The organism is Pandoraea sp. PE-S2T-3 (genome assembly GCF_002179965.1).
Lineage (GTDB): Bacteria > Pseudomonadota > Gammaproteobacteria > Burkholderiales > Burkholderiaceae > Pandoraea.
The window spans coordinates 203,874-225,478 of sequence record NZ_NGUQ01000014.1 but is presented as its reverse complement, the minus strand read 5'-3'; the positions used below and the strand labels follow the sequence as shown (position 1 = coordinate 225,478).

General features: G+C 62.5%; 21 protein-coding genes. 9 read left to right on the top strand and 12 right to left on the bottom strand.

Annotated features, from left to right (window positions below):
- Window positions 1–114 precede the first annotated feature (114 nt).
- The 3 genes from CDV46_RS10690 to CDV46_RS10680 form a co-directional block, all read right to left on the bottom strand.
- A complete protein-coding gene (locus CDV46_RS10690; RefSeq protein ID WP_140413339.1) occupies window positions 115–354 on the bottom strand; it encodes a hypothetical protein in 240 nt (79 codons plus the stop codon).
- A gap of 75 nt (window positions 355–429) precedes the next feature.
- Window positions 430–618, bottom strand: coding sequence for a hypothetical protein (locus tag CDV46_RS10685; RefSeq protein ID WP_087691375.1), 189 nt, complete (start codon window positions 616–618; stop codon window positions 430–432).
- Between the two features lie 147 nt (window positions 619–765).
- On the bottom strand, window positions 766–1,311 hold the full coding sequence (locus CDV46_RS10680) for a hypothetical protein (RefSeq protein ID WP_087691376.1): 546 nt from the start codon (window positions 1,309–1,311) through the stop codon (window positions 766–768).
- 211 nt (window positions 1,312–1,522) lie between these two features.
- Here CDV46_RS10680 and CDV46_RS10675 point away from each other — a divergent pair, with 211 nt between their 5' ends.
- Window positions 1,523–1,882, top strand: coding sequence for a VOC family protein (locus tag CDV46_RS10675; protein ID WP_087722512.1), 360 nt, complete (start codon window positions 1,523–1,525; stop codon window positions 1,880–1,882).
- A gap of 71 nt (window positions 1,883–1,953) precedes the next feature.
- On the opposite strand, the gene CDV46_RS10670 is transcribed toward CDV46_RS10675, so the two are convergent.
- The gene (locus CDV46_RS10670) at window positions 1,954–2,877 is read right to left on the bottom strand and encodes a LysR family transcriptional regulator (protein ID WP_087691378.1); all 924 of its coding nucleotides are present in this window, start codon (window positions 2,875–2,877) and stop codon (window positions 1,954–1,956) included.
- A 108-nt stretch (window positions 2,878–2,985) separates the two neighbouring features.
- On the opposite strand from CDV46_RS10670, the gene CDV46_RS10665 reads away from it, so the two are divergent.
- On the top strand, window positions 2,986–3,729 hold the full coding sequence (locus CDV46_RS10665) for an SDR family oxidoreductase (protein WP_087691379.1): 744 nt from the start codon (window positions 2,986–2,988) through the stop codon (window positions 3,727–3,729).
- Between the two features lie 176 nt (window positions 3,730–3,905).
- Window positions 3,906–5,021 carry a hypothetical protein gene (locus CDV46_RS10660; RefSeq protein WP_087691380.1) on the top strand — a complete coding sequence of 372 codons (1,116 nt, stop codon included), beginning with the start codon at window positions 3,906–3,908 and terminating at the stop codon, window positions 5,019–5,021.
- Between the two features lie 77 nt (window positions 5,022–5,098).
- Here CDV46_RS10660 and CDV46_RS10655 read toward each other — a convergent pair whose 3' ends face one another.
- The gene (locus tag CDV46_RS10655) at window positions 5,099–6,019 is read right to left on the bottom strand and encodes a LysR family transcriptional regulator (RefSeq protein ID WP_087722511.1); all 921 of its coding nucleotides are present in this window, start codon (window positions 6,017–6,019) and stop codon (window positions 5,099–5,101) included.
- A gap of 263 nt (window positions 6,020–6,282) precedes the next feature.
- On the opposite strand from CDV46_RS10655, the gene CDV46_RS10650 reads away from it, so the two are divergent.
- From CDV46_RS10650 to CDV46_RS10635, 4 genes are all read left to right on the top strand, one after another.
- Window positions 6,283–7,395 (top strand): 2Fe-2S iron-sulfur cluster-binding protein, encoded by a 1,113-nt coding sequence (locus tag CDV46_RS10650; RefSeq protein WP_087722510.1) that lies wholly within the window; start codon window positions 6,283–6,285, stop codon window positions 7,393–7,395.
- Between the two features lie 78 nt (window positions 7,396–7,473).
- A complete protein-coding gene (locus tag CDV46_RS10645; protein ID WP_254916006.1) occupies window positions 7,474–8,814 on the top strand; it encodes an aromatic ring-hydroxylating dioxygenase subunit alpha in 1,341 nt (446 codons plus the stop codon).
- A 14-nt stretch (window positions 8,815–8,828) separates the two neighbouring features.
- The gene (locus tag CDV46_RS10640; RefSeq protein ID WP_087691384.1) at window positions 8,829–9,302 is read left to right on the top strand and encodes an aromatic-ring-hydroxylating dioxygenase subunit beta; all 474 of its coding nucleotides are present in this window, start codon (window positions 8,829–8,831) and stop codon (window positions 9,300–9,302) included.
- Between the two features lie 12 nt (window positions 9,303–9,314).
- The gene (locus CDV46_RS10635; protein WP_087722509.1) at window positions 9,315–9,629 is read left to right on the top strand and encodes a non-heme iron oxygenase ferredoxin subunit; all 315 of its coding nucleotides are present in this window, start codon (window positions 9,315–9,317) and stop codon (window positions 9,627–9,629) included.
- A gap of 630 nt (window positions 9,630–10,259) precedes the next feature.
- On the opposite strand, the gene CDV46_RS10630 is transcribed toward CDV46_RS10635, so the two are convergent.
- Window positions 10,260–10,466 carry a cold-shock protein gene (locus CDV46_RS10630; protein WP_058375799.1) on the bottom strand — a complete coding sequence of 69 codons (207 nt, stop codon included), beginning with the start codon at window positions 10,464–10,466 and terminating at the stop codon, window positions 10,260–10,262.
- Between the two features lie 443 nt (window positions 10,467–10,909).
- Between CDV46_RS10630 and clpS the strand changes: the two genes are divergently transcribed.
- Complete coding sequence (gene clpS / locus CDV46_RS10625; protein ID WP_010807118.1) at window positions 10,910–11,224, top strand: ATP-dependent Clp protease adapter ClpS; 315 nt, start codon at window positions 10,910–10,912, stop codon at window positions 11,222–11,224.
- Window positions 11,221–13,518 carry an ATP-dependent Clp protease ATP-binding subunit ClpA gene (gene clpA / locus CDV46_RS10620; protein ID WP_087691386.1) on the top strand — a complete coding sequence of 766 codons (2,298 nt, stop codon included), beginning with the start codon at window positions 11,221–11,223 and terminating at the stop codon, window positions 13,516–13,518. Before clpS ends, clpA begins: the two co-directional genes overlap by 4 nt.
- A gap of 127 nt (window positions 13,519–13,645) precedes the next feature.
- Here clpA and dut read toward each other — a convergent pair whose 3' ends face one another.
- From dut to ileS, 6 genes are all read right to left on the bottom strand, one after another.
- Complete coding sequence (dut, locus tag CDV46_RS10615; protein WP_039367384.1) at window positions 13,646–14,092, bottom strand: dUTP diphosphatase; 447 nt, start codon at window positions 14,090–14,092, stop codon at window positions 13,646–13,648.
- Window positions 14,093–14,123: 31 nt separating this feature from the next.
- Entirely contained in the window at window positions 14,124–15,167 is a 1,044-nt protein-coding gene (locus CDV46_RS10610; protein ID WP_087722508.1) for an LLM class flavin-dependent oxidoreductase, read from the bottom strand.
- Window positions 15,168–15,264: 97 nt separating this feature from the next.
- Window positions 15,265–16,482 carry an MFS transporter gene (locus tag CDV46_RS10605; protein WP_087722507.1) on the bottom strand — a complete coding sequence of 406 codons (1,218 nt, stop codon included), beginning with the start codon at window positions 16,480–16,482 and terminating at the stop codon, window positions 15,265–15,267.
- A 252-nt stretch (window positions 16,483–16,734) separates the two neighbouring features.
- Entirely contained in the window at window positions 16,735–17,937 is a 1,203-nt protein-coding gene (gene coaBC, locus CDV46_RS10600) for a bifunctional phosphopantothenoylcysteine decarboxylase/phosphopantothenate--cysteine ligase CoaBC (RefSeq protein WP_087722506.1), read from the bottom strand.
- A 138-nt stretch (window positions 17,938–18,075) separates the two neighbouring features.
- Entirely contained in the window at window positions 18,076–18,633 is a 558-nt protein-coding gene (lspA, locus tag CDV46_RS10595; protein ID WP_174997302.1) for a signal peptidase II, read from the bottom strand.
- Window positions 18,633–21,470 carry an isoleucine--tRNA ligase gene (gene ileS, locus CDV46_RS10590; RefSeq protein ID WP_058375793.1) on the bottom strand — a complete coding sequence of 946 codons (2,838 nt, stop codon included), beginning with the start codon at window positions 21,468–21,470 and terminating at the stop codon, window positions 18,633–18,635. The genes lspA and ileS overlap by 1 nt, the downstream gene beginning before the upstream one ends.
- Between the last annotated feature and the right edge of the window lie 135 nt (window positions 21,471–21,605).

Below are 21,605 nucleotides of genomic sequence, written 5' to 3'. Positions count from 1 at the left end.
CCGCCGCGTTTCACGCGAAGGTAATCAGCACCCCGGTTGAGCTACGCTTGCCGGGGTTTTTTTCATCGTGAAGTAATGCGATGCGTGTGATGGGACGCCGAAGACTCCATCGCGCTAACGTGCGAGCGAATAACCGCTCTTACGTTCCTGCCACATCGCGGCAAGCGCATAACTCCCCGCTACACACAGGCTCAGTTGGCTGGATTGCGCGAGGCCTTCGACAATCGTCGACGACATGACGGATAGCAGCAGCAAGTACTGCGGGAAGAGTCCGACGCCAAATGCAAACTCTTCGGCCCGAACCGGGGCCGCGATTTCCGGCGAGCGACGTGTTCGCCAAATTCGCCATGCCACATAAATTACACCGTGAAAGAACGCGCCGTACTCGACCCAGTTCCCGTCAAATATGAAGTTCGGCATCGCCAGACATTACCTTCGGCAAAAGAGCCAGATTGCGGACACCGAGGCGCCGATTACGGCGCCGATGTAGCGTGGGTCAAACGGGAAAAAAGGGAGCTGCATGTTGCCAACGGTGACACCGGTCAACGAGATACCAATGACGGTGTAGCTCGCGACGCCGCGAAGCTTTGCTCGTGTCTGAGGGGAAATCTTGATCATGAAAGCCTGCAACTGATATTCGACAGCGACGAAAGGAGAGGGGGCATGACAAATTCTATTTCGTCGCCATACGTCGAGCGCAAGCGTTTACCTGCCGCGTAGCAGCAAATCCGAAAAATCCCTAAACGCTGAAATTCAGTGACGTCGCTATTGAACGACCACGGTCGTCGTGACGCGATGATCGCCGGTCGACGGAATGCGACTCGTGAACTCGCGCGGAAAACCTACCGTCCATGTCACGACGTCGGTGCCTGCGACTTTCCCCGCCTGATACCAGACGATCATGCCGGGAAAGCGCATCGTCTCGCAGCGTTGTCCCGCGGGCACGGTGTAGTCGGTCCACTCGGCCGAGACTTCACCGAGTGCGGGAACGGAGTCGAGCTGGAAGGTGGGTTGTCCGAGCGAGCGGCACAGCGCGCTGTAGTTGGGCTGTACCCATATCGCGACTTTTTCGCCGATGGGAACCGTAATCTCAATCGACGCTGGCGGATAAGCGGCCTGACCGAAGGCTGTACCAATCCCCAGCCAGCCGACGACGAAAAGCGCAACGCGCCCGGCACGCCAAAGGTTGCGACGGCACGTTTCGGCAAGTAGCGGGAGGCGATACTCAGGACGGGGGCGCTCGGTGTCAGACGCGAAGGGCATGCGGGCGCTGCACCGGGATGCGGCGCGTGCGGTGTTGGCGGTATCCATATTCGGATCTCCCACCCCCCAGGCGGCCGACTGGGAACGTTCTCATATTCCCGGCATGACGTCGGCACGACAATTCAATTACAGTGCACGCGAGCACGTAAGGCAAGGAACCGGAGCGGATCGATCAAGTGCCGCTCTCACGGCCACGCGTTCGCCCCATCGGGATAACCCGGGGCCACCGGAAACAACAAACCAGAAAGGGAGCCAGCAGATGAAAGTCAATCGCATCGTTGCAAACATCGCCGTGCCGTCGCACGAGGCGATGCAGGCCGCGCAGCACTTCTACGGCGAATTGCTCGGACTCGAACTGCTGATGGATCACGGCTGGATCGCGACGTACGGCAACGCCGCGAAGATGACCGTGCAGATGAGTGTCGCGACCGAGGGCGGTGCGGGTACGCCGGTGCCCGACCTGTCGATCGAAGTCGATGATGTCGACGAAGCGTTCACTCGCATGCAGGCTGCGGGCATTGCCATCGAATACGGCCCGGCGGACGAGCTCTGGGGCGTGCGCCGCTTCTATGTGCGCGATCCGTTCGGCAGGCTCGTCAACATTCTTTCGCACCGATAACGGCCGCGCCCCGAGCACGGCGTGTGTGACCGCCTATCTACCGTTCGCTTGCACCGCCCACCGCTCACCGCTCACCGCCCATCGAAGTAAGCCGCGAGTTTCTGCGCCTCGAACGCTTGCACCACGTAGTCGACAAACACCCGCGTGCGCAACGGCAACTGCTTCTTGTTCGAGTAATAGACGAACAGGCCGCCATATTCCTCGCACCAGCCGGGCAGCAGCCGTATCAGCCGGCCGGTGTCGAGCAGCGGCGCGGCGTGGGGCATTGGCAGCAGCGCAATGCCGTAGCCGAGGGCGACGGCATGCGCGATCGCCTCGGGGTCATCGAAGATCATGCGCGTGCGCGCTTCCACATTGACCCGCTCGCCGCGTGCATTGCGCAACTCCCACGCGCGCAGTCGTCCCGACATTCCGGAGCGGCGCATCACACCGTCGAACGACGCCAGTTCGGAGGGATGCTTCGGCATCGCCCGATCCGCCATATACGCCGGCGACGCGCAAATTACGGTGTAGGTCGGCGCCAGACGCCGCGCGATGACCCCGGGTGTCAACTCGATGCCCCCGCCGACGGCGGCGTCGAAGCCTTCACTTACGACATCCACGCTGCGGTTATCGAAGCGCCAGTCGGGCACGATCTCCGGGTAGCGCGCAAGAAACTCGCCGAGCATGGGGACCAGATACTGCCGCCCGAACGCGTGCGCCACGCTCACCTTGAGCACGCCCGATGGCGCGCTTTCGCTCTCGGCGGCGCGTGCCACAGCGTCGGTGAGTGCCGCAAAGGGCCCGTCGATCTCCCGCAGGAACGATTCGCCACCCGCACTTAGCGTGAGACTGCGCGTGCTGCGGTGAAACAACCGCAAGCCGATCTGCGCTTCCAGTCGCGCGACATTCTTGCTCACCGCCGCAGGCGTGATGCCGAGTCGCCGCGCCGCCGCAGAGAAGCTGCCGGTACGCGCGCTGAGGACGAAGGATTCGAGCAGGTTCAGGGCTTCCATAGGTCACCTGTTCCATTGGGTTGAAAGTGATGATCGGAATTATGGACTAGTTGGCAGGTAATCCGCCGACCATACTGGCTTCACTTTTCCAAACAACGGAGTGGCATCATGGCAACGAAATTTCAAGGCAAGGCAGCGTTTGTGACGGGTGGCTCGCGGGGTATCGGTGCGGCCATCGTGCAGCGGCTGGCGGACGATGGCGCTGCGGTCGCCTTCACCTACAAGGGCTCGAAAGCAGAAGCCGAAGCCATCGCGGCAGGCATTCGTGCCGCTGGCGGGCGCGCGCTGGCCTTGCAGGCCGATGCTGCCGATGCGGCGGCGCTGGGCAAGGCCGTCGACGATGCCGCCCGGGAATTCGGCAAGATCGATATTCTCGTGAACAATGCTGGCGTTTTCACCATGGCCAACGTCGCAGACATGGCGCTCGAAGACTTCGACCGGATCCTCGACGTCAACGTGCGCTCGGTATTTGTGGCGTCGCAGGCGGCGCTCGCCCACATGGGCGACGGCGGGCGCATCATCAACATCGGTTCGTGCAATGCCGACCGCATGCCGTTCGCCGGCGGCGCAGCGTATGCGATGAGCAAGGCGGCGCTCGTCGGCCTGGTCAAGGGGATGGCACGTGACCTCGGCCCGCGCGGCATCACCGTCAACAACGTGCAGCCGGGGCCGACCGCAACCGACATGAATCCGGCGACCGGCGATTTTGCCGGTGTGATGCACGACCTGATGGCCCTCAAGCGCCACGCCGAACCGTCGGAAATCGCTGCCATGGTTGCCTACGTCGCTAGCGATGAGGCAGGCTTCGTGACCGGGGCCAGCCTGACGATCGACGGTGGTTTCAACGCGTAAGGCGTAGCGCGGCAAGTTGGTACGTAGTGGACGGTCGTGGGCTATTCAACTAGCCCGCGACCCAACGGCCAAACGGCCTCAGCGGTCTCGCCGAAGTATTACCGTCGTAACCGGCGGTAAGCAGACACCCTTCGCCATGTAAACCCCGGCGCGAGGGTGGCGATTAGACTGCCCTCATGAAGGTCGTCCACATCTCGCACACGCCGGTGGCGGGCAGTCCGGGCAACATCGTCTCGGCGCTCAACCGGTTGACCGATATCGAAGCGCGGCACGTCGTCTTTGACGCGGCCGCGTATCAGACACGCACGTTCGCCGTCGATATCGACTGGAAACGCCAGCGCGATATGGCACTTGATGTCATCGCTGCCGCCGACGTCATTCATATCCATCAGATTTTTCCGATGGAGAAGACCTTCGGCGCCGACTTCCCCCAGCTTTTCACCAATAAGAAGCTGATACGCCAGTTCCATTCGGCGCCCGAGTTGTGGGCACGCGATGACAAGGCGATGCGCGAGCGAATCGTTAATGATCCGATCCCGCAACTGGTCATCGCGCAAGGCCCCGAACGCTTTTATCCATTCGCGCGCGTGGTGCCCAACATCGTGCCGCTCAACGATCCGCGTTACATGCCCCAACCGGAGAGAGCGAGCGACGCGGGCCGCCCTGTGGTGGTCTTTTCTCCGAGCGGACGTTCGTCGGGCTGGCGCAAGCGCTGGGAGACCAAGGGCGCGCCGCAAACGCTCCGTCTTTTACATCGGCTTGAACGTCGCGGGTTATGCGAAATTCGCCTGATTACCGGTACGCCGCATGACGAGTGCCTGCGCCTGAAACAAAGTGCTGCCGTCGCGCTCGATGAGTGCGTGACGGGCAACTACCATCTCTCCGGGCTTGAAGCGCTCTCGCAGGGCAAGCCCACGCTAGGTCATCTCGACAACCGTGTGCAGTCGCAACTTCGCCGCCTGACCGGTGCGTTTGAATTGCCATGGGTCGACGTGCCGCTCGAAGCTGCCGAGGCACCGCTTGTCGAGTTGCTGACGAACGCGTCGCTGCGTACGCAGATCGGTGCGGCGTCACGTCGCTGGATGGAGACCTACTATCAGGAAAGCGCGATGGTCGAGTACTACCGTCAGGCGTATCTCGATCTGTTCAACGCGCCGAATCGATTCACCGAGCGGCGTATCGACGACGCCACGCAGTGGCTCGCGGTCTCGCTGCCGAACTTGCGCTGGAGGGCCCGGCGCAACGCCAACGCCTTCTGGCGCGGCCTCTGGGAAACGTGGCACGGGCGTTGAGCGTCGCGCCGTCTCTGCCTCATATCTACCTCGTCTCTATCCGCGTCCTCGCACCGTCCTCGCGCTCGCCGCGTGCCTCATTCCGAAAACAACGCGAACAGCAAGTTACGCATCCATTGACTGGCTGGTTCCTGATGAAAGCGCGCGTGCCAGAACAGATTGATCTGAATGTCAGGCACGTCAATGGGGTGCGAGACATAGCGCAAGCCGAAGTGCTGCGCGCTGCGCTGGGCAAACTTCTCGGTGACCGTCGCGACAAGATCGGTCGCGTGCAGGATGTCCGCCAATGCGACGAAGTGCGGCACCCGCAGGCGAATGTTGCGATGCACGTGCGCGCGCGCCATGAACTCGTCGACTTGGCCGTGGCCCGTGCCGGCAGCCACCACAACCACCTGCTCGGCGCGCTCGAAATCGTCGCGTGAGAGTGCGCTGGTGTTGCTGTCATCGGGCCGATCGAGGGGGTGTCCGGGGCGGAACATGCAGACGTACTTCTGTCGAAAGAGTCGTCGCTGAAAGAAGCCGGAGGTCAGATCGGGCAGGTGCCCGACGGCCAGATCGACCTGTCCGGTCGCCATCTCCTCCTGCAAGTTGATTGCCGTATTGCGCACGGTGCTGACCGTAATGCCCGGGGCCTGCTCGCCGAGCGCGTGCATCAGGCGCGGCAGGAAGTGAACTTCACCTATGTCCGTCATCGCAATCTGAAACGCCTTCTGGCTTGTCGCGGGGTCGAACGCCACTTGACGATTGAACACGCCGTGCAGCGCGTCGAGCGCTGCGGCCACGGGTTCGGCCAGTTCGGTGGCCATTGGCGTCGGCAGCATGCCCCGCGAAGTGCGGATAAACAGCTCGTCGTTGAACAACTTGCGCAGGCGCGCGAGGGCATTGCTGACAGCAGGCTGCGTAACGCCGAGGGCTTGCGCCACCCGCGATACGCGCCGTGCGTTGTACAGATGCTGGAACACCACCAGCAGGTTCAGATCGACAGTGTGCAGGTCCATGGCGGGCAGTCGGGGCGAGTCGCGATAACGATGGCGATAACGACGGCGATAACGACGGCGATAACGACGGCGATAACGACGGCGAGGCGATGCCGCGCAAGTATCGATGTGGAGCGTCTTGCCAGTGTTATCACTGAAATCTATGGAGGATATAAGCGAGATTCTATTGGTTTATATCGCCCTGTGCGCGATCCTTCGTTCAAACGGCGTAAGAACGCCACAAACGGTGCCCGCGGGTATCGACAGAACGGAGACAAATCCCCATGGAAGTCAGCGTGCAACCGCTCGGCGAGCGTTTTGCCGCCGTGCCCGGCGACAACCTGCTCAAAGCCCTCACCGATCGTCAGATCCCCATTTCGTATAGCTGCCTCTCGGGGCGCTGCGGCACGTGCCGCTGCAAAGTCGTGTCCGGCAACGTGCAAGAGACCGGGGGCTACGAGTATCGGCACAACGTCGGGACCGATGACGACACGAGCGCCGATGGCCGCTACGTGCTGGCTTGTCAGGCAACGGTGCACGGCGACTGCGAGATCGAGTTGCCGGAGATCGACGAAGTTGTCGTTCACCCCGCAAAGATTCTCAAGGCGACCGTGCTCGCCATTGAGCCGCTCACCCATGACATCCAGCGTCTGGTGCTCAAGCCAGCCAAGCCCCTGAGTTTTTCGCCGGGGCAATACGCAACGCTGCAATTCACACCGGAACACATCCGGCCGTATTCGATGGCGGGGATCGATGCCGACGGGACGCTCGAATTTCACATCCGGCGCGTGCCGGGTGGCGCGGTTACCGGATACGTCGCGGAGCAACTGAAGGTCGGCGACGCCGTGCGTGTGTCGGGGCCGCTCGGTACGTCGTATCTGCGCACGCGCCATGACGGCCCGATGCTGTGCGTGGCGGGTGGCACCGGACTCGCCCCGGTGCTTTCGATCGTGCGCGGAGCGATTGCCCGTGGCATGACCAATCCCATCGAAATCTACGTGGGCGCGCGCTCGCCATCCGATGTGTACGGCCTCGCGTGGTTGCGTGAACTGGCCGCCCGCCATGACGGCAGCCTGCGCTTGCATGTCGTGACGACGAGTGGCGCATCGGCTGTCGGCATATCGGCCGCGTCTGGCGCCCGAGCTACAGCCGCCACCCCAGCCGCCACCCCAGCCGCCCCCGTTGTCTCCGCCGAGGACGGTAGCCCGCTCTCGCGACTCGGTCACGTGACGGATGCCATTGCTGCCGACTTTGCCGGCGCCGGGGCCTTGGCGGGGTGGCGAGCGTACCTGTGCGGTGCGCCGCCGATGGTCGACGCTGCGACGGCGTTGTTGCGCGGGCGCGGGATGGATGCCAGCCATATCTACGCCGACGCCTTCTATGCCCGGGCGGCTTGATTGTTTGCAACGCATCGGGACGCAGCGTCGTTGCCGTCCGACGTCACGCGCTTCGTGAATTCCCCAAAGGAGACAACCGTGAGTACAACACCGCAGACCGGACACGATCCGGCGTCGACAGGAATGTCAGAGCCGTTGGCCGCATCTTCAGCGTCTGAAGCGTCAGGCACGTACGACACGTACGACACGTCAGATATCTGGCCCGCCGAGGGCACGAGTCGTATCCCGTTTCGGGTCTATACGGATACCGATCTGTATCGGCGCGAGCTTGAACAGTGCTTCTATCGCGGCCACTGGAACTATGTCGGGCTGGAAGCGGAAGTGCCGAATCCCGGTGACTTCAAGCGAACGGTCATCGGCGAGCGCTCGGTGATTGTCACGCGTGATGCGAGCGGCGACGTCAATGTGGTCGAGAACGTCTGCGCGCATCGCGGCATGAAATTCTGCCGTGAGAAGCGTGGCAATCGGACCGATTTTCACTGCCCCTATCACCAGTGGAACTACGACCTCAAGGGCAACCTTCAGGGCGTGCCGTTCCGTCGCGGCGTCAAGCAGGATGGCAAGGTCAACGGCGGTATGCCGAAAGACTTCAAGCCGGAAGACCACGGCCTCACCAAGCTCAAGGTGGCGACACGCGGCGGTGTGATCTTCGCGTCGTTCGATCACGACATCGAGACGCTCGACGACTTCCTCGGCCCCGAGATCGGTGCGTACTTCGATCGCCTGTTCGATGGGCGCAAGCTCAAGCTGCTCGGCTACAACAAGCAACGCATTCCGGGTAACTGGAAGCTGATGCAGGAGAACATCAAGGACCCGTATCACCCGGGGCTGCTGCATACCTGGTTCGTCACCTTCGGGCTCTGGCGTGCGGACAACAAGTCACGTCTGGTCATGGACGCGCACGGCCGTCACGCCGCGATGATCTCCACGCGCGGTCAGGGCGGTGGCGGGGAGGTGACCTCGGGCGTGTCGAGCTTCAAGGAGACGATGTCGCTCAACGACACGCGCTTTCTCGACATCGTGCAGGAAGACTGGTGGAAGGGGCCGACGGCAGTGCTCATGACGCTCTTTCCCAGCGTCATTCTTCAGCAGCAGGTCAACTCGGTTTCTACGCGTCACATCCAGCCGCGCGGCCACGATTCGTTCGACTTCGTGTGGACGCACTTTGGCTTCGAAGACGATACCGACGAGATGACGCAGCGCCGTTTGCGACAGGCCAACCTTTTTGGGCCGGCAGGGTTCGTGTCGGCCGACGATGGCGAGGCGATCGAATGCTCGCAGGAAGGGTTCGAGCAGAAGCCGTGGCACCGCGTGCTCGCGGAACTGGGCGGCACGGGCGTGGAGAACACCGACCACATGGTGACCGAGACGCTGATTCGCGGCATGTACGCGTATTGGCGCCGCGTGATGGGCGTTTGAGGAGACACGAGAAGATGGTCGACTTTGTGACGTTTCAAGCCGTTGTCGAACTCAATGCGGCCTATGCGGCGGCGCTCGATGCGCAGCATTGGGATGCGTGGCCGGGGTTCTTTCTCGACGACTGCATTTATCGCGTGCAGCCACGCGAGAACTACGACATGGGACTGCCCCTCGCGACGCTCTCGTTCGAGAGCCGAGGCATGCTGCAAGACCGCATCTACGGCATCCGCGACACGCTCTTTCATGACCCGTACTACCAGCGTCACGTGATCGGCTTGCCGAGCATCAAGGCGCTCGATGAGACCACGCTGCATGTGGAATCGAACTACGCGGTCTTTCGGACCAAGCCGGATCAGCTCACCGATATTCTGTCGGTCGGCCGTTATCTGGACATCGTCAAACGAACCGGTGACGGGTGGAAATTCGCGTCCCGGTTGTGCATTTTCGACAGCGAGATGATTCCCAACTCGCTGATCTACCCGATCTGAAGCGAGGACACCATGAGCGGTAACTGGATCGAGGCGGCTCCACGCGACGCCATTCCCGAAGACGACGTCGTTGGCCTGGTGGTGGGCGGGCGCGACATTGCCCTGTACGGGGTGGACGGGGAGGTGTTCGCGACCGATAACGTGTGCACTCACGGGAACGCGCGCTTGTGCGACGGGTTTCTGGAGGGGCACGAGATCGAATGCCCGCTGCATCAGGGCAAATTCGACGTGCGCACCGGCGCGGCCATGTGCGCGCCGCTCACCGAGGGGGTGAAGACTTATCCCATTCGGATCGAAGCCGGCAAGGTCTACGTCGACCTGGGCTGACGACTTGACGACAAGACGACCCGGCGAAGGGTCTCTGGGATAGACGGACCGATGACCGGTGTGACCGGTCTAGGGGAAATCGTCCAAACGGGCTGCCGGCAAGGCGGCCCGTCGCGTTTGCGCGACAAGATTTCGTGCGCTCACGTCCTGCGGTGAGTGGCAGTGGCCCAGTCGCAGCGCGCTGGCGCATATGATTCATTGTTTTATTGAATGACACATATGAATCATTTCGATGAAACGGCATCCTCGCGTTTGAGGCCGGTTTCGTCCGCCCGTATTCGTTAAAAAAGCTATTTATTTCCGGCGCTTATCTGTGGCATATCGCCGTCGTTGTCAGACAGTCGCCTGCGTAGGAATACTTAGCCTTTTCAGCTAATTGCGTAATTGATTTCCGCAACTCAGGATCGATGGACGTTATTTTAATAACTGAGTGGAATATTGCTATGTGGCGGGTTTTATAAGCGATTAAACGCAGGTAAATTGTGCCGTGCGCGGAATGCTGAGTGGAAAGTTGCGTTTCGTTTTGTATTCAAAAACGGATCCAAAAGATTCAAGGTGGTGCAGTCTTTTGTGCGGCGCAATAAAAAACCCGGCCGAAGCCGGGTTTCCGATGCATTGAAGCTCAGCGTATCAGGACGGTGCCTGAATGTTCGAAGCCTGCTTGCCCTTGGGGCCTTGCACCACCTCGAAGACCACCTTCTGACCTTCCTTCAGGGTCTTGAAGCCGTTCATCTGGATCGCCGAGAAGTGAGCGAACAGATCTTCGCCACCTTCATCCGGCGTGATGAAACCAAAACCCTTGGCATCGTTAAACCATTTGACCGTACCGGTTGCCATACAAACTTCCCCTAAACAATTACGACTACTACATATCACCGCAACAACGAGCACATCTGAAAAACCCGCCGACTAGTCGCGGCGGCTTCTTAGGCTCACCCAGGCATCTTTTCTTTTAAAACGCTTATAGAGGAAAAGCGCCAAGTTGATTGTTTTCGCTAACTACCAATAGTGTCAAGCCCTTTTTCGCCGATAGAAGATGAGTTCGATCAGGTTTTACCCTTATATCTAGGAGGGCATAAGCAGTGCCGCGACACGCCCTTGAAATTTGGGTTAAGCTGACTCATATGGGTGTGGCACCCCCGGTGGTCGGGGCTGCGGCGCCTTGCTGGACAACGCACGCGGCGATTTGGCGAGTGTTGGCATTCCGGTGGACACCGGCGGCAGGCGGCAATAGGAGCTTCGATTGCTTCCTGCGCCCCGGAGTTGTTTAGAATCCACGTATGGCAACCTTACCGACAACGCATGACGACACCGTACAGGAGCGGCAAGAGCAACAGCTCAAGCCGCCTTCGATGTACAAGGTGGTACTGTTGAACGACGATTTCACCCCGATGGAGTTCGTGGTGATGGTCATTCAGGAATATTTCAATAAGGACCGGGAATCTGCAACGCAGATCATGCTCAAGGTCCACCGAGAGGGCAGGGGAGTTTGTGGGGTCTTCACGCGCGACGTCGCGGCGACCAAAGTTGAGCAAGTTGTTAGCCATGCAAGGCAGTCCGGGCACCCGCTGCAGTGCGTGATGGAGGAAGCATGATTGCCCAGGAATTGGAAGTCAGCCTGCACATGGCGTTTATGGAAGCGCGCCAGGCCCGACATGAATTCATCACGGTCGAGCACCTGTTGCTCGCCCTCTTGGATAACCCGACCGCTGCCGAGGTGCTGCGCGCCTGCGCCGCAAATCTAGACGATTTGCGCCAGAACCTGCGCAACTTCATCGCGGACAATACGCCCACGGTGCCGGGCAGCGACGAGGTCGACACTCAGCCCACGCTCGGTTTCCAGCGCGTGATTCAACGCGCCATCATGCACGTCCAGTCCACTTCCAACGGTAAGAAGGAAGTGACCGGTGCCAATGTGCTGGTGGCCATCTTCGGTGAAAAAGACTCCCATGCCGTCTACTACCTGCAACAGCAGGGCGTGACGCGTCTGGATGTCGTCAACTTCATCTCGCACGGCATCACCAAGACTGGTGCTGCGGGCGAGTCGGCCAAGGCCGGTGAAGGCAGCACCGAGGGTGAAGAGGGCGCGAGCGCCAAGGAAAGTCCGCTGGCGCAGTACACGCAGAACCTCAACCAGCTCGCACGCGACGGCAAGATCGATCCGCTGATCGGCCGCGAGTCGGAAGTCGAGCGCGTGGTGCAGGTGCTGTGCCGCCGCCGCAAGAACAATCCGCTGCTCGTGGGTGAAGCCGGCGTGGGCAAGACGGCGATTGCCGAAGGCCTCGCCTGGCGCGTCACGCGCGGCGAAGTGCCCGAGATTCTGCAAGACGCTACGGTCTTCTCGCTGGATATGGGCGCGCTGCTCGCCGGTACGAAGTATCGCGGTGACTTCGAGCAACGCCTGAAGGCCGTGCTCAAGGAACTCAAAGAGCGCCCGGGTGCGATTCTGTTCATCGACGAAATTCACACGCTGATTGGCGCAGGCGCCGCATCGGGCGGCACGCTCGATGCCTCGAACCTGCTCAAGCCGGCGCTGTCGTCGGGGCAGTTGAAGTGCATCGGCGCGACCACGTTCACCGAATATCGCGGCATTTTCGAGAAGGATGCAGCGCTTTCACGCCGCTTCCAGAAGATCGATGTGAACGAGCCGACCGTCGAGCAAACCGTGCAGATCCTGCGCGGCCTCAAGTCGCGCTTCGAAGAGCACCACGGCGTGAAGTACTCGTCGAGTGCCCTGTCGGCGGCCGCCGAGTTGTCGGCCAAGTTCATCACCGACCGTCATCTGCCGGACAAGGCGATCGATGTGATCGACGAAGCGGGTGCCGCGCAACGCATCCTGCCGAAGTCGAAGCAGAAGAAGACCATCGGCAAGGGCGAGATCGAAGAGATCGTCTCGAAGATCGCGCGCATCCCGCCGCAAAGCGTGTCCGCCGACGATCGCGGCAAGCTTCAGACGCTGGATCGCGACCTGAAGAGCGTGGTGTTCGGGCAAGACCCGGCCATCGACGCGCTGGCGGCCGCCATCAAGATGTCGCGCGCCGGGCTGGGCAAGACGGACAAGCCGATCGGTGCGTTCCTGTTCTCGGGACCGACCGGGGTCGGCAAGACCGAAGTCGCCAAGCAACTGGCCTTCACGCTCGGTATCGAACTGATTCGCTTCGACATGTCGGAGTACATGGAGCGCCACGCGGTCAGCCGTTTGATCGGCGCGCCGCCGGGCTACGTGGGCTTCGATCAGGGCGGTCTGCTCACAGAAGCGATTACGAAGAAGCCGCACTGCGTGCTGCTGCTCGACGAAATCGAAAAGGCGCATCCGGACATCTTCAACGTGCTGCTTCAGGTGATGGACCACGGCACGCTGACGGACAACAACGGGCGCAAGGCCGATTTCCGCAACGTCATCATCATCATGACGACGAACGCGGGCGCCGAGACGATCAATCGTGCCAGCATCGGCTTCACGAACGAGCGTCAGGCCGGTGATGAAATGGCCGACATCAAGCGGATGTTCACGCCGGAGTTCCGTAACCGTCTGGACTCGATCATCAGCTTCAAGCCGCTCGACGAGCAGATCATCCTGCGCGTGGTCGACAAGTTCCTCATCCAGCTGGAAGATCAGCTGCACGAGAAGAAGGTCGAAGTTGTCTTCACCGACAAACTGCGCACGTATCTGTCGAAGAAGGGTTTCGATCCGTTGATGGGTGCCCGACCGATGCAGCGTCTGATTCAGGACACGATTCGTCGTGCACTGGCCGACGAATTGCTCTTCGGGCGTCTGACGACCGGCGGCCGTGTGACCGTCGATCTCGACGAGCACGATCAGGTGCAACTGTCGTTCCCCGAGGACGGCAACGCCCGCTCGGAACCGGAAGCTGCCGAAGTCGAGTAAGCCGAGTAAGCCGAGCAAGCCGGTCAGCGATGCGCTGACGAACCTGCTGGAAAGAAAAAACGCCGCGATATGCGGCGTTTTTTCATGAGCGCGTCAGCCGCAAACCACGCGACGTGGCGTCACATACTTAATGCTTGCCCGTGCTGCCGAAGCCACCGGCACCGCGATCGCTCTCGGGGAATTCGTCCACGAGGTTGAACTCGGCCTGCACGACCGGCACGATCACCAGTTGCGCCAGACGCTCGAACGGGTTCAGCACGAACGGCTCGTTGCCGCGGTTCCACGTCGAGACCATCAACTGGCCCTGATAATCCGAGTCGATCAGCCCGACCAGATTGCCGAGCACGATGCCGTGCTTATGGCCGAGGCCCGAGCGCGGCAGAATCAGCGCGGCATAGCCCGAATCGGCCAGATGGATCGCCAGACCCGTCGGCACGAGCACGGTCTGGCCCGGGGCGATGGTGAGCGGTGCGTCGAGGCACGCGCGCAGATCGAGCCCGGCGCTACCCGGCGTGGCGTAGGCGGGGAGCTGCGAGCGAAGGCGTTCGTCGAGGATCTTGACGTCGAGTTTCATGGCGTGGGCTTGGCGTAATTCAGTAAAAAAATCAGTCGGGGGCACCGTCGGACGCCGACAGCGAGAACGCTTGCGCCAGCAATTCATGCGAGCGCAGACGGGCGCGGTAACTGCCGGCCACCGTCAGCACGATGATCTCGTCGGCGTCGAACTGCTCCTGCAATTCGAGCACGCGAGCGGTCACCCGTTCCGGGGTGCCGATGATACTACGGGGCTTCTCGCGCGCGATCACCGACAACTCGCGGTCACGGTATTGCGGCTTGGCGTCTGCGCCTTGTTCAAGGCTCGGAATCGGCTCGTTCATGCCGTAAGCCATCTGCACGCGACGCAGGTCGACACCCGCTTCGAGGGCTTCGGCTTCGGCATCGGTATCCGCGCAGATCACGAACAGCGCCACGGAGCAGTATGGTTTGTCCAACTGCCCCGGCGTAAAGCGTTCGCGATACGCCTCGGTCACGCGATGGCCGTAGTGCGCATTGATGAAGTGCGCAAAGCAGTAGCGCAAACCGAGTTGCGCGGCGAGCAGTCCACCGAATTCGCTCGACCCCAGCACCCACAACTCCGGACGCGTTTCGACGGCCGGTTGCAGCAGCACGCCGCGATAGGGGTGATCGTCGGGCAACGTGCCGTCGAAGAGCCGGGCCAGCTCCTCCACTTGCTGCGGAAAGTGCTCACCGGCATCGTACGGCCCCTTGGCGACAGCCCGCGCGGTGCGCATGTCGCCACCGGGCGCGCGTCCGACGCCGAGGTCGATGCGATTTGGAAACAATGCTTCGAGCATCAGAAATTGCTCAGCAAGCTTGAACGGGCTGTAATACGGCAGCATCACGCCGCCGGACCCGACGCGCAGACGTTTGGTCACGCTGGCCAGCCGCGCGATCATGACTTCGGGGGCAGGGTTGGCCACGCCACGCAGGCCGTGGTGTTCCGCGCACCAGTAGCGCGTGTAGCCGAGATCGTCGGCGGCTTGGGCCAGCTCGACCGTTGCGGCGATGGCATCTGCGGCGCTATGGCCGTGAATCACCGGTGTCTGATCGAGCACCGAGAGTTTGATGCGATTGCGGGTTTGCGTCATGGAATCGATGCTCCTTGCATCATCTGGTGCTGCCGCGAGCGTTCAGGAATTCCCGCAGGCTCGCACGCACCGGCAACTCGACAATTCTCCGAACAGCTCAATGACCGCCGCCAGCCGGACCCACCGGCGCGTGGTCCGTGTTGGCGTGCGGCAAGCGCGCGATCATCAGAATGGCGACGATGCCGCCGAGCGCGCCGCAGAAAAAGATCGAGGCGTAACCGAAATAATTCGCGACCAGCCCGGCCATCGGTCCAATCAGACCCAACGCCAGATCGAAGAAGGCCGAATAGGCTGCCAGTGCTGCGCCCCGATTTTGCGGCGGCACCGAACGCAGCGCTTCCACGCCGAGCGCCGGAAACACCAGCGAGAAGCCGAGACCGGTCAACCCGGCGCCGATCAGTGCCATGTTCGGATGGACGGCACCCCACAGCAGAAACTGGCCGAGGGCGCTGAACACGAGCGAGCACATCGCGACGCGGCGTCCGCCGAAGCGGTCGACCGCATGGGCGAACAGAACGCGCATGCCGATGAAGCAGCCGCTGTACAGCGTGAGTGCGTAGGCGGCACCGGTCCAGCCGTGACTGGCGTAATACAGCGTGATGAAGGCTGCGATCACGGCGTAGCCGATGCTGCCGAGCGTCATCGCCAGCCCCGGACGCCACACGAGGCCGACCACCCGCAGGAACGGCAAACGGGTGCCGCCGACCGGCGCGGCGGCAGGCAGGCGCAGCGCAATGGCGAAGGAGATCGCAGGCACGACAATGCTCACGAGTGCCACCACGGTGAACCCGGCCGATTCCAGCAGATAGGCGCCGAACGGTGCCCCCACGGCAATCGCCGTGTACATCGACACGCCTTGCCATGAGATGGCCTTGCTGGCGTGGGCCGCGCCAAGCAGGCCGATGCCCCACGACATGCCGCCGGTGAGCAGCAGACTTTCGCCGAAGCCGAGAACGACGCGTCCGGCAAACAACACGCCCAGCGCGAGCGTGGGATTCGGGATCATTGAGGCGATCAGATACAACACCCCGGCGGCGGCACAGCCGCACAGGCCCGTCAGCACGGCACGGCGCGGGCCACGGGTGTCGACGGTGCGCCCGGCGTACGAGCGCAGCAGCAGGGTCACGACCGACTGGATACCGATGGTCACGCCGACGACGAACGAGCCGTAGCCGAGCGTTTCGTGGACATACACCGGCAGCACGGGCAGCGGCATGCCGATGGTCATGAAGCCGAAGAACATGATGGCGGCCAGCATGCTCAGTGTCCCGTAGACACTGACGACTGGCCGCGGCGTTGGAGCGGGTTGCGTCATTTTGATTGTTATCGTGTGCGGCCCCCGGGAGTCGATGGGGGCAGTGATGCGACTAAAGCAATTAATTCGATGGATGCGAACAAAGCCACTATGGCGGCCAAAAGCGCTTACGGCGAATCGTTCGACGCGGGCGTGGCCGGCATCGCGGGGCAACCGTGGCGAGTTGCCAGTGTGTCACCGTCGCCGGACAACGACGATGACAGCCGCGAGGCCAGTAGGGGCATGCTCAGGTACTCAGGCGCGTGCGGGCGCTCAGCCGGGCGCGCGCGAGGGCAGTCGTGCGGCGATCTCGACGATCAGGCTGCGGGCCAGCGATTGCTTGTCGGCGCGCGGCAGGCGCTTCTGACCGGCGTCGTCGAAGATGATGACTTCGTTGTCGTCCTGTCCGAAGGTGGCCGGGCCCAGGTTGCCCACGAGCAGCGGTACCTGTTTGCGGCGGCGCTTCTCTGCGCCGTGCTTTTCCAGATCGCCTGATTCAGCCGCGAACCCGACGCAATACGGCGGCTTAGGCAGCTTTGCCACCGCCGCGAGAATATCCGGGTTCTGCACGAATTCGAGCGTGGGTACGTCGGCGTCGCCCGTCTTCTTGATCTTGTCGTGCGCAACCTCGCGCACACGCCAGTCGGCCACGGCCGCCACGGCGATGAAGATGTCGCTATGCGACGCGTCGGCGAGCACGCGGTCGTACATCTGCTGCGCCGTCTGCACGTTGCTGCGCGTCACGCCGTACGGCGTCGCGAGTGCGGTTGGGCCTGCCACCAGATGCACATCGGCACCGGCTTGCGCCGCGGCCCGTGCGATGGCGAACCCCATTTTGCCGCTCGACAGATTGGTCAGGCCGCGCACCGGGTCGATCGGCTCGAAGGTCGGTCCGGCGGTAATCAGCACGCGGCGGCCTGCCAGACGCTTGGGTTGGAAGAAGCCGACGACGGCTTCAAAGATGTCTTCCGGCTCGAGCATGCGGCCATCGCCGACTTCGCCGCACGCCTGATCGCCGCTGTCGGGGCCGAGGATCGTGACGCCGTCGCCGCGCAGGGTTGCCGCGTTGCGTTGCGTCGCCGGGTTGCCCCACATCTGCCGGTTCATCGCGGGCGCCACCAGCAGCGGACAATCGCGCGCCACGCACAGCGTGGAGAGCAGATCGTCGGCCATGCCGTGCGCGAGCTTGGCGAGAAAGTCGGTGGAGGCGGGGGCGATGAGAATGGCGTCGGCCTCGCGAGAGAGGTCGATGTGCGCCATGTTGTTGTCGACGCGGTTATCCCACTGGCTGGTGAACACCGGCCGCCCGGAGAGCGCCTGCATTGTGAGCGGGGTGATGAATTGCGTGGCGGCGTCGGTCATGACGACCTGCACGGTCGCGCCCGCCTTGATGAACAGTCGCGTGAGTTCGGCCGACTTGTAGCAGGCGATGCCGCCGGTGAGTCCGAGGACGATGGTCTTGCCCGCAAGTTCCATTTGAAAATGCCTCCTCCAAAGTGCCGCGCGGCGCCTCCGGGGCGCCGCGACGGTGGTGGCATCGGCTCGACGGGGTGTAATGCTGTCTTGCGCTACCCCCCCCCCACGAACCGTGCCGCAGATACTGCTTTGGCGTGGCTACTTGCCGCGCCGCACGCGTCGCAACTCGTCGATCACCAGCAGCACGGCGCCCACGCAAATGGCCGAGTCGGCGACGTTGAACGCCGGCCAGTGCCAGCCGCCGACGTGAAAGTCGAGAAAGTCGATCACATGGCCATAGATCACACGGTCGATCACGTTCCCGAGCGCGCCGCCCAGAATCAGCGAGAGCGACAGGCAGAACATCTTCTGGCCGTTGTGACGCTTGAGCAGCCACATGATGACCACCGCCGCGACCACGCCGAGCAACGTGAAGAACCAGCGTTGCCACCCGCCCGCAGCGGCCAGAAAGCTGAACGCTGCGCCCTTGTTGTACACCAGCACCAGATTGAAGAACGAGGTCAGCGGGTGGAATTCGCCGTACTGGAACGTCTTCAGAATGGTGAGCTTGGTGACCTGATCGAGCAGAATCGCGATGACCGCGATCCCGAGCCACGGGGCCAGACCGAGCGTGGAGCCGACGCGGGCACCGCCGCCATTGCCATTGCTACCGTTGTTACGTCTTGCGCCCGAACGAGCGCCTGCTTTGCCAGCCATTATGCCGCGCTCCGGTGTTCGCCGCTGCCGAACAGATTCGACACGCAGCGGCCGCACAAGGTCGGATGTTCTGCGTCCGAACCCACGTCGAAACGATAGTGCCAGCAACGCTCGCACTTCTGATGCGTCGACGGTGTGACGACCACGCCTTCATCGGCGTCGCCGGCCACTTGCTTGACGGTGGCTGCCGACGTGATCAGCACGAAGCGCAGATCGTCGCCGAGGCTGGCCAGCACGTCGAACTTGCGGCCCGACACGCGCACTTCCACTTCGGCCTGCAACGACGAACCGATCTGCTCGGCGGCGCGGGCTTCTTCGAGTGCCTTCGTGACGTCTCCGCGCACGTTGCGCAGCAGGAACCACTTTTCGAGCAGTCGGGTGCTCTCGGCCACTTCCGGATACTGGTAATACGTTTCCGTGAAGATCGTGTCGTTGCCCGGCTGGAACACCTGCCACGCTTCTTCCGCCGTGAACGACAGGAACGGGGCCATCTGCTTGAGCAGGCCGTGCGTGATGTGATACAGCGCGTTTTGCGCGGCGCGGCGGGCCGGGGCATCCGGGGCGCTCGTGTAGAGGCGGTCCTTCAGGATGTCGAGGTAGAAGCCGCCGAGGTCTTCCGAGCAGAACGTCTGGAGCTTGGACACGACCGGGTGGAATTCATAGCGGTCGTAGTGGCCGAGCACTTCGGTTTGCAGCGAATTCGCGAGCGCGACGGCGTAGCGGTCGATCTCCAGCCACTGATCGGCCGGCATCGCATGCTTCGCGTGGTCGTAGTCGGCCAGATTCGCGAGCAGGAAGCGCAGCGTGTTGCGAATGCGGCGATACCCTTCGGTCACGCGCTTGAGAATTTCGTCCGAGATCGACAGCTCGCCCGAGTAATCGGTCGACGCCACCCACAGGCGGATGATTTCCGCGCCCAGCTTGTCGGCAACATCCTGCGGAAGGATCGTGTTGCCGATCGACTTCGACATCTTGCGGCCTTGGCCGTCGACGGTGAAGCCGTGCGTGAGCAGGGCCTTGTACGGCGGGCGGCCGTCGAGCATCGAGGCGGTCAGCAGCGACGAGTGGAACCAGCCGCGGTGCTGGTCCGAGCCTTCCAGATACAGGTCAGCCGGGAAGCCCAGTTCATGCGCGTGCGAGCCGCGCAGCACGTGCCAGTGCGTCGTGCCCGAGTCGAACCACACGTCGAGCGTGTCGCGGTTCTTTACGTAATCCTTGGCTTCGTCGCCCAGCAGTTCCACCGGGTCGAGCGTCTGCCAGGCTTCGATGCCTTCGATTTCCACGCGCTTGGCGATGGCTTCGAGCAACTCGGGCGTGCGCGGATGCAGCGCGCCGGTTTCCTTGTGCACGAAGAAGGCCATCGGCACACCCCATTGGCGCTGGCGCGAGAGCGTCCAGTCCGGGCGGTGCGCGATCATGTTGTGCAGGCGCTGCTTGCCCCACGCCGGGAAGAACTCGGTCGCCTCGATGCCGGCGAGCGCGATCTCGCGCAGCGTCTTGCCGTCACCCGGCGCGCCTTCGACCGGCGTCACATCCATGCCGGCGAACCATTGGTTCGTCGCGCGGTAGATGATCGGCGTCTTGTGGCGCCAGCAGTGCATGTAGCTGTGCGTGTACTTGAACGAGTGGAACAGGGTGCCGGCTTCGCGCAGCGCGTCGACGATGTGCGGGTTCGCGTCCCAGATCGACTGACCGCCAAACAGCGGCAGGCTGTCCTGATAGCGGCCGTCGCCGAGCACCGGCATGCGGATTTCCGAATCGGGCATGTCGTGCGCCTTGCACGACAAAAAGTCTTCCACGCCGTAGGCCGGGGCCGAGTGCACGATGCCGGTCCCCGTGTCGGTCGTCACGTAGTCGCCGAGGTAGATCGGCGAGGTGCGTTCGTAGCCGGCGTCGGCCGTTGCCAGCGGGTGACGGAAACGGATCAGCGAAAGGGCTTCACCCTTCGTCTTCGCGATGATTTCGCCATGCAGGCCGTAGGTCTTCAGGCAGTCTTCGACGCGGTCGGTGGCGAGGATCAGCAGGCCGCGCTCGGTCGACACCAGCGCGTATTCGACTTCCGGGTGCACGTTCAGCGCCTGGTTCGACGGGATGGTCCACGGCGTGGTCGTCCAGATGACGATGTAGCCCGTGTCCGTCGGCAGCTTGGCCAGACCGAACGCCTTGGCGACCTTCTCCGGTTCGGCGAAGGCGAAGCCGACGTCGATGGCCAGATCGGTCTTGTCCTTGTACTCGACTTCCGCTTCGGCCAGTGCCGAGCCGCAGTCGAAGCACCAGTTCACCGGCTTCAGACCCCGGTAGACGTAGCCGTTCTCCATGATCTTCGCGAGCGCACGAAGCTCATCGGCTTCGTTCGTGAAGTTCATGGTCTTGTACGGGTTGTCCCAGTCGCCCAGCACGCCCAGACGCTTGAAGTTGGGCTTCTGACGCTCGATCTGCTCGGCGGCGTAGGCGCGCGCCTTTTCCTGCACTTCGCGCACGGGCAGGTGCTTGCCGAACTGCTTTTCGATCTGGATTTCGATCGGCATGCCGTGGCAGTCCCAGCCCGGCACATACGCGGCGTCGAAACCGGCAAGGCTGCGTGCCTTGACGATCATGTCCTTCAGGATCTTGTTGACCGCGTGGCCAAGGTGGATGTCACCGTTGGCATACGGCGGGCCGTCATGCAGGATGAACTTCGGCCGGCCCTTGCTGGCTTTGCGGATCTTGTCGTAGATCTTCTTGTCCTGCCATTGCTTGACCCATTGCGGCTCGCGCTTGGGCAGATCGCCGCGCATCGGGAACGGCGTATCCAGCAGATTGACGGGGTACTTGCTCGGGGCTTTCTTTTCGCTCATGGTGCTTCGCTACGAATTTTTGGAAATCGGTGTGGGGCGCTGGTGCCGTGTGCGTCGCGTGCCGGCCGGCGGGGCCGGTAGGACGCTTGGCGACGACGTATGCCAGAGGCGGCAGCGGGCCGCGCGCGCGACGCG

Bases quoted from the DNA above. Each gene is read 5' to 3' on its own strand.
- CDV46_RS10685 (WP_087691375.1), bottom strand. From the start codon at position 618: ATGATCAAGATTTCCCCTCAGACACGAGCAAAGCTTCGCGGCGTCGCG.
- CDV46_RS10680 (WP_087691376.1), bottom strand. From the start codon at position 1,311: ATGGATACCGCCAACACCGCACGCGCCGCATCCCGGTGCAGCGCCCGC.
- CDV46_RS10675 (WP_087722512.1), top strand. From the start codon at position 1,523: ATGAAAGTCAATCGCATCGTTGCAAACATCGCCGTGCCGTCGCACGAG.
- CDV46_RS10670 (WP_087691378.1), bottom strand. From the start codon at position 2,877: ATGGAAGCCCTGAACCTGCTCGAATCCTTCGTCCTCAGCGCGCGTACC.
- CDV46_RS10665 (WP_087691379.1), top strand. From the start codon at position 2,986: ATGGCAACGAAATTTCAAGGCAAGGCAGCGTTTGTGACGGGTGGCTCG.
- CDV46_RS10660 (WP_087691380.1), top strand. From the start codon at position 3,906: ATGAAGGTCGTCCACATCTCGCACACGCCGGTGGCGGGCAGTCCGGGC.
- CDV46_RS10655 (WP_087722511.1), bottom strand. From the start codon at position 6,019: ATGGACCTGCACACTGTCGATCTGAACCTGCTGGTGGTGTTCCAGCAT.
- CDV46_RS10650 (WP_087722510.1), top strand. From the start codon at position 6,283: ATGGAAGTCAGCGTGCAACCGCTCGGCGAGCGTTTTGCCGCCGTGCCC.
- CDV46_RS10640 (WP_087691384.1), top strand. From the start codon at position 8,829: ATGGTCGACTTTGTGACGTTTCAAGCCGTTGTCGAACTCAATGCGGCC.
- CDV46_RS10635 (WP_087722509.1), top strand. From the start codon at position 9,315: ATGAGCGGTAACTGGATCGAGGCGGCTCCACGCGACGCCATTCCCGAA.
- CDV46_RS10630 (WP_058375799.1), bottom strand. From the start codon at position 10,466: ATGGCAACCGGTACGGTCAAATGGTTTAACGATGCCAAGGGTTTTGGT.
- clpS (WP_010807118.1), top strand. From the start codon at position 10,910: ATGGCAACCTTACCGACAACGCATGACGACACCGTACAGGAGCGGCAA.
- clpA (WP_087691386.1), top strand. From the start codon at position 11,221: ATGATTGCCCAGGAATTGGAAGTCAGCCTGCACATGGCGTTTATGGAA.
- dut (WP_039367384.1), bottom strand. From the start codon at position 14,092: ATGAAACTCGACGTCAAGATCCTCGACGAACGCCTTCGCTCGCAGCTC.
- CDV46_RS10610 (WP_087722508.1), bottom strand. From the start codon at position 15,167: ATGACGCAAACCCGCAATCGCATCAAACTCTCGGTGCTCGATCAGACA.
- CDV46_RS10605 (WP_087722507.1), bottom strand. From the start codon at position 16,482: ATGACGCAACCCGCTCCAACGCCGCGGCCAGTCGTCAGTGTCTACGGG.
- coaBC (WP_087722506.1), bottom strand. From the start codon at position 17,937: ATGGAACTTGCGGGCAAGACCATCGTCCTCGGACTCACCGGCGGCATC.
- lspA (WP_174997302.1), bottom strand. From the start codon at position 18,633: ATGGCTGGCAAAGCAGGCGCTCGTTCGGGCGCAAGACGTAACAACGGT.
- ileS (WP_058375793.1), bottom strand. From the start codon at position 21,470: ATGAGCGAAAAGAAAGCCCCGAGCAAGTACCCCGTCAATCTGCTGGAT.